This window comes from Pseudomonas fluorescens (genome assembly GCF_041354075.1).
Lineage (GTDB): Bacteria > Pseudomonadota > Gammaproteobacteria > Pseudomonadales > Pseudomonadaceae > Aquipseudomonas > Aquipseudomonas fluorescens_CE.
Genome location: NZ_JARZGC010000031.1, coordinates 39,899 through 51,056, shown reverse-complemented (window position 1 = coordinate 51,056; position 11,158 = coordinate 39,899). Strand labels below are relative to the sequence as shown.

Below are 11,158 nucleotides of genomic sequence, written 5' to 3'. Positions count from 1 at the left end.
GGGGGGTTGGTGGGGGGGGGTAACACGCCGGGCTTCCAACCGGTTGCACTTTTCCGCCCCCCGCCCCGCCCCCGCCCCCCGTTCCCTGTGGGAGCGAGCCTGCTCGCGATGGGAGCGACTCAGTCCCCCTGAAACACCCCACAGCCATGCTACCATCCCCACCTTTTACCCGTTCCACCGATTGAGAGCTGAACACTGATGGCCACCAGATCCGTTGTACTCGATACCGAAACCACCGGCATGCCGGTGACCGACGGCCACCGGATTATCGAAATCGGTTGTGTCGAGTTGCTCGGTCGACGCCTGACGGGCCGGCACTTTCATGTCTACCTGCAACCTGATCGCGAAAGCGACGAAGGCGCCATCGGCGTCCACGGCATCACCAACGAATTCCTGGTGGGCAAGCCGCGTTTCCCTGAAGTGGCCGACGAGTTCTTCGAATTCATCCAGGGCGCTCAGCTGATCATCCATAACGCGGCGTTCGACGTTGGCTTCATCAACAACGAATTCGCCCTGATGGGTCAGCACGACCGCGCGGATATCGCACAACACTGCTCGATCCTCGACACCCTGATGATGGCCCGGGAGCGTCACCCCGGTCAGCGCAACAGCCTCGATGCGCTGTGCAAACGCTACGGCGTCGACAACTCCGGTCGTGAGCTTCACGGCGCTCTGCTCGACTCGGAGATTCTCGCCGACGTCTACCTGACCATGACCGGCGGCCAGACCAGCCTGTCACTGGCCGGCAACGCTTCGGACGGCACCGGCGAAGGCGGCAGCAGCGGCAGCGAGATCCGTCGCCTGCCGGCCGATCGCCAGCCAACGCGGATCATCCGCGCCAGCGAAGACGACCTGGCCCAGCATCTCGCGAGGCTCGAAGCGATCGCCAAGTCCGCCGGCGCACCAGCGCTGTGGCAGCAGTTGACCGAGGCCAAGGCCCAGGCCTGAAATGTGGTCAGATGATGCTGCGTCGTTTGACCTGCGTCAGGGTATCGGCACTCGCCACATCCGCTTCAACCCTCTACCCTGAGGTAATTGGCAAGCTGAGGCTTGTCGCCTCAGGACGCTGTGCCTCATGTACAAAGATTTGAAATTTCCGGTCTTGATTGTCCACCGCGACATTAAGGCCGACACCGTCGCAGGTGATCGTGTGCGGGGTATCGCCCGGGAGCTGGAGCAGGAAGGCTTCAGTGTCGTCTCGGCGGTGGATTACAACGAGGGGCGGCTGGTCGCGTCGACCCATCACGGCCTCTCGTGCATGCTGATCGCCGCCGAAGACCCCAGCGCCAATTCCCATCTGCTGCACAACATGGATGAATTGATCGCTCTGGCACGGGTGCGTGCGCCGGACCTGCCGATCTTTGCCCTCGGTGAGCAGGTGACCCTGGAAAACGCACCCGCAGACGCCATGGACGAACTCAACCAGTTGCGCGGCATTCTCTATCTGTTCGAAGACACCGTGCCGTTCCTCGCGCGGCAGGTGGCACGCGCCGCACGCCGATACCTGGACGGTCTGCTGCCGCCGTTTTTCAAGGCGCTGGTGCAGCACACCGCCGATTCCAACTATTCCTGGCACACCCCCGGTCATGGCGGTGGAGTGGCCTATCACAAGAGCCCGGTGGGGCAGGCGTTCCACCAGTTCTTCGGGGAAAACACCCTGCGTTCGGATCTGTCGGTCTCGGTGCCGGAGCTCGGCTCGCTGCTCGACCACACCGGACCGCTGGCCGAAGCCGAGGCGCGCGCGGCGCGCAATTTCGGTGCCGATCACACCTTCTTCGTGATCAATGGCACCTCGACTGCCAACAAGATCGTCTGGCATTCCATGGTGGCGCGGGACGACCTGGTGCTGGTGGATCGCAATTGCCACAAATCGGTGCTGCACTCGATCATCATGACCGGGGCAATTCCGTTGTACCTTTGCCCGGAACGCAACGAACTGGGGATCATCGGCCCGATCCCGCTGAGTGAGTTCAGCCGCGAATCGATCCAGGCCAAGATCGACGCCAGCCCCCTGACCAAGGGGCGCGAGCCGAAAGTGAAACTGGCGGTGGTGACCAATTCGACCTACGACGGCCTGTGCTACAACGCCGAGCTGATCAAGCAGCAACTGGGCAACAGCGTCGAAGTGCTGCATTTCGATGAGGCCTGGTATGCCTACGCGGCGTTTCACGAGTTCTTCGCCGGCCGCTACGGCATGGGCACCTCCCGTACCGAAGACAGTCCTCTGGTGTTCACCACACACTCCACCCATAAACTCTTGGCAGCGTTCAGTCAGGCTTCGATGATCCATGTCCAGGACGGCGGTGCGCGCCAGCTCGATCATGACCGTTTCAACGAAGCGTTCATGATGCACATCTCCACCTCGCCGCAGTACAGCATCATCGCGTCGCTGGATGTGGCGTCGGCAATGATGGAAGGTCCGGCCGGACGTTCCCTGTTACAGGAAATGTTCGATGAAGCCTTGAGTTTTCGGCGGGCGCTGGCCAACCTGCGTCAACACATCGCTGCTGATGATTGGTGGTTTTCGATCTGGCAGCCGCCGTCGGCAGATGGCATCGATCATGTGCAGACCCAGGAATGGCTGCTGCAGCCCGATGCCGACTGGCATGGCTTTGGTGGCGTAACCGACGACTATGTGCTGCTCGACCCGATCAAGGTCACCCTGGTGATGCCAGGCCTGACAGCGGGTGGTGCGCTGAGCGAGCGCGGGATTCCGGCGGCGGTGGTCAGCAAGTTCCTGTGGGAGCGTGGGCTGGTGGTCGAGAAAACCGGTTTGTATTCTTTCCTGGTGCTGTTCTCCATGGGCATCACCAAGGGTAAATGGAGCACGCTGCTCACCGAACTGCTGGAGTTCAAGCGCAGCTACGATGCCAACGTCAGCCTGGCGAACTGCCTGCCGTGCGTGGCTCAGCAGGACGCCGTACGTTACAAGGGCATGGGCTTGCGGGACCTGTGCGACCAGTTGCACGCCTGCTATCGCAGCAACGCCACGGCCAGGCACCTCAAGCGCATGTATACGGTGCTGCCGGAAGTTGCGATGAAGCCTGCAGATGCCTATGACCATCTGGTGCGCGGGCAGGTGGAGGCGGTGCTGATCGATGAGTTGCAAGGTCGCATCGCCGCCGTGATGCTGGTGCCGTACCCGCCAGGGATCCCGCTGATCATGCCGGGTGAACGCTTCACCGAGTCGACCCGCTCGATCAACGATTATCTGGCATTTGCCCGCACTTTCGACAGCAGCTTCCCGGGGTTTGTCGCCGATGTGCACGGCTTGCAACACGAAGACGAGGGCGATGGGCGGCGTTACACCGTCGATTGCATCAAGGCGTGAGGACATTTCCCAAAATGCAACCGGTCATGAATCCGAAATACCCGGGCCTGTCGGTGCGGGTGGCCGACGAAGGTTTTGCCGCCTACATCTGGAGCAGCGATTTCAGCTTCGAGGTCGCCGCCTACGGAGCAGCCGAAGTTGGCAAGCCGGTGGACCAGTGGCCGGTCACGCCGATCAATGCGTACCGCAAATGCTATGGCATCGACCCAGAAGAGTTCAGTGCGTATCACGATGCCGCTGACAGCGCGATTTTCATGGCTTACCTCGACGATGAGCCGGTGGGGCATCTGGTGATCAGCACCAACTGGAATGCCTTTGCCCATATCGACGAACTGGCGGTGCATGCACCGGCCCGACGGCACGGGGTGGCGAAGGCGCTGCTGGACGTGGCGCAGTTCTGGAGCCGCAAGAAGAAATTGCCGGGCATCATGCTCGAGACCCAGAACAACAACCTGGGGGCGTGTCGGCTGTATGAGCGTTGCGGCTACGTGATTGGCGGCGTCGACCACCTGCGTTATCGCGGCATCGACCCGAACACGGCCGAGGTGGCCTTGTTCTGGTATCGGTTCTTCGATAATCCGCTGGAAAACCCGATCAGCTCGCCAACATCGCCGCGGCTTGTTCCCTGACGATGTCCAGCAAGGCTTGAGCCGCCGGCGACGGTTCGGCATTTTTCAGCGACAGCGCGTAGACGCTGATCGGTACGGCGGGTGCCAGCGGGCACATGTCCAGGCCTGCGGACCTGGCACCGAGCGCGGTGAACGGGTCGACAATCGCCAGGCCTTCACCGGCCTCGACCATGCTGCGCATCATCTGGTGGGTCTGTACCCGGGTGTGGATCACCGGGGCAGGGCGCAGGGCGTGCAACTTGTTGTCCAGCGCCGGGTTCAGCGGGTCATGGCCTTCGAGGCCGATCATGGCCTGGCCTGCCAGGTCTTGCAGGGCGATGTATTTCTGTTTCGGTTGCAGCCAGCCATGGGGGGCCAGCAACTGCAATTTGCCCTGGGCGATCACTTGGCAATCAATGTCCGCATGCTCGGGATCGTGCAGGCTCAGGCCCAGGTCGCTTTCGCGCAACAGCAAGTGCTTGACGATGTCGCGGGTCGGCTGGCTCAACAGGCTGCAGGGCACGTCCGGCAGGCGCCGACGCAGGGCCGCGATGCTCTGGGGCAACAACTGTTGCGCCAGCGGCGGTGTGCAAATGATGCGCAGGGGTGGGGCGTGATATTGCTTGAGGCTGCTGGCCAGGCGCTGGACCGGCTCCAGCGCCTCATAGACATGGGCGATCTCGACCTGTAGTTCCCGAGCTTCGCGCGTGGCCTGCAAACGCCCGCGCACACTGGAAAACAGCATGAAACCCAACTGACTCTCGACATCGCGCAGCGTGCTTTCGATGTCGGCCACCGGCAGTTGCAGCCATTCGGCGGCGGTACCCAGGTGACCGGTCTGCAAAAGCGCCTGAATTACTTCGATGTGGCGTAAACGCATGCGTGAAGTCCATGTTCAGCGGGTGAAGAGTCAGTGGTTGAATCCTAACTCAAGTCCGCACATGACTTCTGCTCATAACGCAACGTTATGAAGCGACGGTGGTTTCGGCCACGTCCGTAATGAAGGAATCCGGTTCGCGCACGAGGGTGATGTCCGATTGCACCAGCAGGAACTGGTTGTCATCGAGCTTCTTGACGCGGTCCCCGATGGCCAGCTTGTAGGTGGTGACGGGCGCAAGACCTTCTGCCGATGGGGTGGATTCCTGGAACTCATGCACGGAATAGACGCGGCCTTCCGCGTCTCTTGCATGGAACTGACCGACGAGTACTGCTGCCATCTGCTTAAAACCTCTGGGGATAGAACACTTGATTCGCGGCTCAGTAGACCGTCGTAAAGCGCCGTAAGTTTTCCTACAGGAAAAAAATAGTCAACTGAACCTGGGTATAGCTGGCCTGCTTGCCCTCTGGTCATCTATAACTACTAGCTCTTTCAATCAGACAGTCGAGAATCTTCATGAGCAACGTGTACACCATCGCCGTTGTAGTCGGCAGCTTGAGAAAGGAATCGATCAATCGCAAGGTCGCCCTGGCCCTGGCCGATCTGGCCCCGGCAAATCTCAAACTGAACATCGTAGAAATTGGCGATTTGCCGCTGTACAACGAAGACATCGATGTCTCACCGCCTGCAGCCTACAGTACTTTCCGCGACCAAGTGGCTTCATCCGACGCGTTGCTGTTCGTCACGCCGGAATACAACCGTTCGGTTCCGGCGCCGCTGAAAAACGCGATTGACGTCGGCTCGCGGCCCTATGGCAAAAGCGCCTGGAGTGGCAAGCCAGGGGCAATCATCAGCGTGTCGCCGGGGGCCATCGGCGGTTTTGGTGCCAACCATCACCTGCGCCAGTCCCTGGTATTCCTCGATGTGCCGTGCATGCAACAACCGGAAGCCTATCTCGGCGGTGCCGGTTCGGCGTTCGACGAGGCGGGCAAGCTGTCGGAGTCGGTGAAGCCGTTCCTGCAGAACTTCATCAACGCCTACGCCAAGTGGGTGGAGCAGCACAAAAAGGATTGATGCCGGCCGCGCCCTGATCTCGTTGCCACAAAGGCGTGGACTGTTCCAGAATCTGCGCCTTTGTTTTCTCTCAGGCAGCTTTTCATGCTCGCAGCTTCACTGATCTTCCTGTTGACCATTACCCTGGTGATCTGGCAGCCCAAAGGCCTGGGGGTTGGCTGGAGCGCGGTGCTGGGCGCGGTGCTGGCGCTGATCTTCGGTGTAGTGCACCTCAGCGATATCCCGCTGGTGTGGCAGATCATCTGGAACGCCACTGGCACCTTCGTGGCCCTGATCATCATCAGCCTGTTGCTGGACGAGGCCGGTTTTTTCGCCTGGGCGGCGCTGCACGTTGCGCGTTGGGGCCAGGGCAACGGTCGCAGGTTGTTCGCGTGGATGGTGCTGCTGGGCGCGCTGGTCTCGGCGCTGTTTGCCAATGACGGTGCGGCGCTGATCCTCACGCCGATCGTGATTTCCATGCTGCTGGCGTTGCGCTTTTCCCCGGCAGCGACCCTCGCGTTCGTGATGGGCGCCGGCTTCATTGCCGACACCGCGAGCCTGCCGCTGGTGGTGTCGAACCTGGTGAACATCGTTTCGGCCGATTACTTCGACATCGGTTTCAATCGCTACGCGGCGGTGATGGTTCCGGTCAACCTGGTGAGCGTCGCGGCGACGCTGGTGGTGCTGCTGTGGTTCTTCCGACGCGACATTCCTCGGGACTATGACCCCGAGCAACTGGAGGATCCGGCCAGTGCGATTCACGACCGGGCGACTTTTTTCGCCGGTTGGGCGGTACTGGCGATCTTGTTGCTCGGTTGTTTCGCGCTGGAGCCGCTGGGCATTCCCATCAGTGCCATCTCGGCGGTCTGCGCGGCGCTGCTGCTGGCCATCGCGGCCCGTGGCCACCGCATTTCCACGCGCAAGGTCATGAAAGAAGCGCCGTGGCACATCGTGATTTTTTCTCTGGGCATGTATCTGGTGGTGTACGGCCTGCGCAATGCCGGGCTGACCGGGTACCTGGCGGGTTGGCTCGACGTCTTCGGCGGCTACGGCGTCTGGGGCGCGGCGCTGGGCACCGGCGTGCTGACCGCACTGTTGTCGTCGATGATGAACAACCTGCCGACCGTGCTGATCGGCCTGCTGTCCATCGACGCCAGCCAGGCCGCAGGTGTGGTGAAAGAGGCGATGATCTACGCCAATGTCATCGGCAGCGACCTGGGGCCGAAAATCACCCCGATCGGCAGCCTGGCCACACTGCTGTGGCTGCACGTGCTGGAGCGCAAGAACATTCGCATCGGCTGGGGGTATTACTTCAAGGTCGGTATCGTGTTGACGCTGCCGGTGTTGCTGGTGACGTTGGCGGCGTTGGCGGTGCGGTTGTCCATCTAGACCGTGTTGCCCCCATCGCGAGCAGGCTCGCTCCTACAGGGACGGTTAGCCGTTACCTGGCACATTCGGCCAGGCATCGGCCACCAGGAACAGGCGCTCCGCTTCCTCCCAGTCGCCGTCGGCATTTTCGACCAGTCGCACCAGCAGTTGCGCCGGTGCCAGCGGTTCCAGCGCCTCGAGCCAGGCCTGCAATTGTTGTGCACGCCAGGTCTGCTCGGCGGGATAGTGCGCCGGTGCCAGCCAGGCGTGGCGGGGCAGGGGTTGCCAGCGGCCGGCCGGTCGCTGGGCGATAAAATCCGGCCAGTCCTTTTGATGCAGCCAGCAACCACGCAGGTGCAGTGGGTGCGCGCCCGTCGGCGGTCCTGAATGCCCCGGCCACGGATACAGCAGGTAACCCCCGAGCCACAGATGGGCGCTGAATTCGCGGATGTCCAGCGCTGCCAGCACTTCGCGGCTTTCAGGGCGGTTGGAGATCGGCAACTGGTGCTGGCTCAGGTGCGCCAGTTTACGGTCCAGGCGATCGTGGCAGCCGGGGCCCAGCCAGTGCGCGGCGTCATGCCCATTGCCCGCCTGTGGGCCCAGGTAGAGCTTGATCGCCAGTTCCAGATGATGCACGCCATCGCGGTCGCGCAACAGCATGTCCAACTCGCCCAGGGTGTGGCCCTCACGGCGGATCGGCAGGTTGGCGGCCAGCAGCTCGATACCCGGGGCGTGGCGCACCGCGTACTGCCACAGGCGTTCGTAATACAGCCCCAGGCGCCGGGTGCGGGCCTGGGCCAGCCAATGCAGCAAATCATAACTGTCACGATCCAGCTGGCGCAGCCAGTGTTCGAGGCGCTCCGGCGCCTGGACCCAGTCACTGCCGGCCAGCGGATGACGCTGCGGCCACGGCGTGATGTCGAGCATCGGCGGCGCCAGGATGACCCACGCCAGGTCGCGCACCTCGGGGTGACGCAACTGATGGGGTAACTGCAACAGGTCGGGAAATAGGATCATCTTGCGAGCATAGCCTCAAACATGAGTACACCCTTGTCGCTGAAAGGATTTTGTCTATCCCGCGCTTTCGCCCATAATCGTGTTTTTAGCCGTCGCAGGCCCCCGCGTCCCTGCACCCCGTGTCGCTATAGGAGCCCCATGGAGCAATTTCGTAATATCGGCATCATCGGTCGCCTGGGCAGTTCGCAGGTGCTGGATACCGTCCGCCGACTGAAACGGTTTCTGCTCGATCGTCACCTGCATGTGATCCTCGAAGACACCATCGCCGAAGTGCTGCCGGGGCATGGCCTGCAAACCTCGTCCCGCAAGATGCTCGGCGAAGTCTGTGACATGGTGATTGTGGTCGGTGGTGATGGCAGCCTGCTTGGCGCGGCCCGCGCACTGGCCCGGCACAACATCCCGGTGCTCGGCATCAACCGCGGCAGCCTGGGTTTTCTCACCGATATCCGTCCCGACGAACTGGAAGTCAAGGTTGCCGAAGTGCTTGACGGCCACTACCTGGTGGAAAACCGTTTCCTGTTGCAGGCCGAGGTTCGCCGTCACGCCGAGGCCATCGGCCAGGGCGATGCGCTGAACGACGTGGTCCTGCACCCGGGCAAATCGACCCGGATGATCGAGTTCGAGCTGTACATTGACGGCCAGTTCGTCTGCAGCCAGAAGGCCGACGGCCTGATCGTCTCGACACCCACCGGTTCGACCGCCTACGCGCTCTCGGCGGGCGGGCCGATCATGCATCCCAAGCTCGATGCTATTGTGATTGTGCCGATGTACCCCCATACCTTGTCAGGCAGGCCGATCGTGGTCGATGGCAACAGTGAGCTGAAAATCGTCGTGTCCAAGGATATGCAGATCTACCCGCAGGTCTCCTGCGACGGGCAGAACCACTTCACCTGCGCGCCGGGTGACACCATCACCGTCAGCAAGAAAGCGCAGAAGCTGCGGCTGATCCACCCGCTCGACCACAACTACTACGAAGTCTGCCGGACCAAGCTGGGCTGGGGCAGCAAGTTGGGTGGTGGAGGCGACTGATGCTCGATCCCGCGCGAAGTTATGACCTGATCGGCGACGTCCATGGTTGCGCGTTGACCCTTGAGCATTTGCTCGATCAGCTCGGTTATCACAAACAGGGCGGCGTCTGGCGGCACGCTTCGCGCATGGCGGTGTTCGTCGGCGACATCATCGATCGTGGGCCGCGAATCCGCGAGGCCCTGCACATCGTTCACGACATGGTCGAGGCCGGCCAGGCGCTGTGCATCATGGGTAACCATGAGTTCAACGCACTGGGCTGGAGCACGCCGGCGCCGCCGGGCAGTGGCAAGCAGTTCGTGCGTGAACACACCCCGCGTCACGCGCGGCTGCTGGGCGAGACCCTGACTCAGTTCGAACATCATCCCGCTGACTGGCACGACTTCCAGCAATGGTTCTACGAGCTGCCGCTGTTCGTCGATGCCGGGCGTTTTCGCGTGGTCCACGCCTGCTGGGACGCTGGCTTGATCGAGCCGCTGCGCGCGTTGTTCCCCGATGGGCGCGTCGATGAGCATTTCCTCCAGGCGTCCGGCATGCCGGGCAGTTTTGCCTGCACCGTATTCGACCGCCTGCTGCGTGGCACCGACATGCGGCTGCCCCATGGGCTGACCATGACCAGCGGCGATGGCCTGACCCGTTCGTTCTTCCGCACCAAGTTCTGGGAAGAGGAAGAGGATCCACAAACCTACGGCGACATCGTGTTCCAGCCTGATGCGCTGCCGGAGCCCGTGGCGCGCACGCCGCTGACCTCCAGCGAGAAAAACACGCTGCTGCGTTACGGCGCCGACGAGCCCTTGCTGTTCGTGGGCCACTACTGGCGCAGCGGCAAGCCGGCGCCCATACGGCCGAACCTGGCGTGCCTGGACTACAGCGCCGTGCTGTACGGCAAGCTGGTTGCCTATCGCCTGGATCAGGAAACGCGTCTGGACCCGCACAAGTTCGTCTGGGTCGATGTCGAGCGGCCGGAGGCGTTGCGATGAGTGTCGTCGCGGTATTGCGCCTGCCGCTGGCGATCGATCTGAGCGGTTTCGTGCAACTGCTCGAACGCATGCAGGTGCCGCATCGGGTCAGCGAAGAGCAGGGCGAGCAAGTGCTGTGGGTGCCCGCGAGCATCAGCGAAGATGTGCGTGCGCTGTACGAGCGTTATCCGGCCGGCGACCCCGATCAGCAGCTCGATATTCCGGTGGTGAAAACCCCGACACGCCCCGGTTTCGTCGAACAATTGCGCCACGCCAGGGCCACGGCCCTGGTGTTGCTGCTGAGCCTGATCGTCGGCGCGGTGACGCTGCTGGGCGAAAACCTCGAGGCGATGCGCTGGCTGACCTTCCTCGACTTCCGGGTGGTCGGCGAATACATCCATTTCACCCCGTTGGCCGACAGCCTGGCGGCGGGGCAGTGGTGGCGCCTGGTCACGCCGATGCTGATCCACTTCGGCTTCCTGCACCTGGCCATGAACGGCATGTGGTATTGGGAGCTGGGGCGGCGCATCGAGTCGCGCCAGGGCAGCATCAACCTGATCGGCCTGACGCTGCTGTTTGCCCTGGTGTCCAATTACGCCCAGTTCATTTTCAGCGGCCCGACCTTGTTCGGCGGGTTGTCGGGTGTACTGTACGGCCTGCTGGGGCATTGCTGGATTTTCCAGCTGCTGTCGCCGAACCGGGCCTATCGCCTGCCCCGTGGTGTGCTGGTGATGATGCTGGTGTGGCTGCTGCTGTGCCTGTCGGGGCTGGTCTCGTTGATCGGCTTCGGTGAAATCGCCAACGCCGCCCATGTCGGCGGGTTGCTCGTCGGATGCTTGACCGGTTTGTTGGGTGGTTTGTACAACCGCCGTAAACTGCCGTCCAAAACTGTTATCTGAATCCATTGCGCGGAGACTCC

11 protein-coding genes are annotated in these 11,158 nt (G+C 62.2%); 8 read left to right on the top strand and 3 right to left on the bottom strand.

All coding sequences use genetic code 11. From position 1 onward, the window contains the following. Positions 1-198: 198 nt before the first annotated feature. The 3 genes from dnaQ to QIW53_RS25635 all read left to right on the top strand — a co-directional run bounded on the left by dnaQ (position 199) and on the right by QIW53_RS25635 (position 3,960). Positions 199-948, top strand: a complete 750-nt coding sequence (gene dnaQ / locus QIW53_RS25645; RefSeq protein WP_371052373.1) for a DNA polymerase III subunit epsilon — start codon at positions 199-201, stop codon at positions 946-948. 127 nt (positions 949-1,075) lie between these two features. After that, the gene (locus QIW53_RS25640; RefSeq protein WP_371052371.1) at positions 1,076-3,331 is read left to right on the top strand and encodes an Orn/Lys/Arg decarboxylase N-terminal domain-containing protein; all 2,256 of its coding nucleotides are present in this window, start codon (positions 1,076-1,078) and stop codon (positions 3,329-3,331) included. A 14-nt stretch (positions 3,332-3,345) separates the two neighbouring features. Then, positions 3,346-3,960: a GNAT family N-acetyltransferase gene (locus QIW53_RS25635; protein WP_371052370.1), complete on the top strand. Its 615-nt coding sequence runs from the start codon at positions 3,346-3,348 to the stop codon at positions 3,958-3,960. Here the strand turns inward: QIW53_RS25635 and QIW53_RS25630 are convergent. After that, positions 3,926-4,819 (bottom strand): LysR substrate-binding domain-containing protein, encoded by an 894-nt coding sequence (locus QIW53_RS25630; RefSeq protein WP_371052369.1) that lies wholly within the window; start codon positions 4,817-4,819, stop codon positions 3,926-3,928. The two genes, QIW53_RS25635 and QIW53_RS25630, sit on opposite strands and share 35 nt — an antisense overlap. Before the next feature lie 85 nt (positions 4,820-4,904). Further along, positions 4,905-5,156 carry a hypothetical protein gene (locus QIW53_RS25625; protein WP_371052367.1) on the bottom strand — a complete coding sequence of 84 codons (252 nt, stop codon included), beginning with the start codon at positions 5,154-5,156 and terminating at the stop codon, positions 4,905-4,907. A 176-nt stretch (positions 5,157-5,332) separates the two neighbouring features. Between QIW53_RS25625 and QIW53_RS25620 the strand changes: the two genes are divergently transcribed. Then, a complete protein-coding gene (locus tag QIW53_RS25620) occupies positions 5,333-5,890 on the top strand; it encodes an NADPH-dependent FMN reductase (protein ID WP_371052366.1) in 558 nt (185 codons plus the stop codon). An 84-nt stretch (positions 5,891-5,974) separates the two neighbouring features. Beyond that, positions 5,975-7,258 (top strand): arsenic transporter, encoded by a 1,284-nt coding sequence (locus QIW53_RS25615; RefSeq protein ID WP_371052365.1) that lies wholly within the window; start codon positions 5,975-5,977, stop codon positions 7,256-7,258. 45 nt (positions 7,259-7,303) lie between these two features. Here QIW53_RS25615 and QIW53_RS25610 read toward each other — a convergent pair whose 3' ends face one another. Then, complete coding sequence (locus tag QIW53_RS25610) at positions 7,304-8,254, bottom strand: DUF1853 family protein (RefSeq protein ID WP_371052363.1); 951 nt, start codon at positions 8,252-8,254, stop codon at positions 7,304-7,306. A 138-nt stretch (positions 8,255-8,392) separates the two neighbouring features. Between QIW53_RS25610 and QIW53_RS25605 the strand changes: the two genes are divergently transcribed. Genes QIW53_RS25605 through QIW53_RS25595 form a run of 3 tightly spaced genes read left to right on the top strand, consistent with a single transcriptional unit; the run spans position 8,393 to position 11,138 of the window. Then, positions 8,393-9,283, top strand: coding sequence for an NAD(+) kinase (locus QIW53_RS25605; protein ID WP_008028599.1), 891 nt, complete (start codon positions 8,393-8,395; stop codon positions 9,281-9,283). Beyond that, positions 9,280-10,260, top strand: a complete 981-nt coding sequence (locus tag QIW53_RS25600; protein WP_371052375.1) for a metallophosphoesterase — start codon at positions 9,280-9,282, stop codon at positions 10,258-10,260. Before QIW53_RS25605 ends, QIW53_RS25600 begins: the two co-directional genes overlap by 4 nt. Continuing rightward, positions 10,257-11,138 carry a rhomboid family intramembrane serine protease gene (locus QIW53_RS25595; protein WP_371052362.1) on the top strand — a complete coding sequence of 294 codons (882 nt, stop codon included), beginning with the start codon at positions 10,257-10,259 and terminating at the stop codon, positions 11,136-11,138. Before QIW53_RS25600 ends, QIW53_RS25595 begins: the two co-directional genes overlap by 4 nt. The last annotated feature ends 20 nt before the right edge of the window (positions 11,139-11,158 follow it).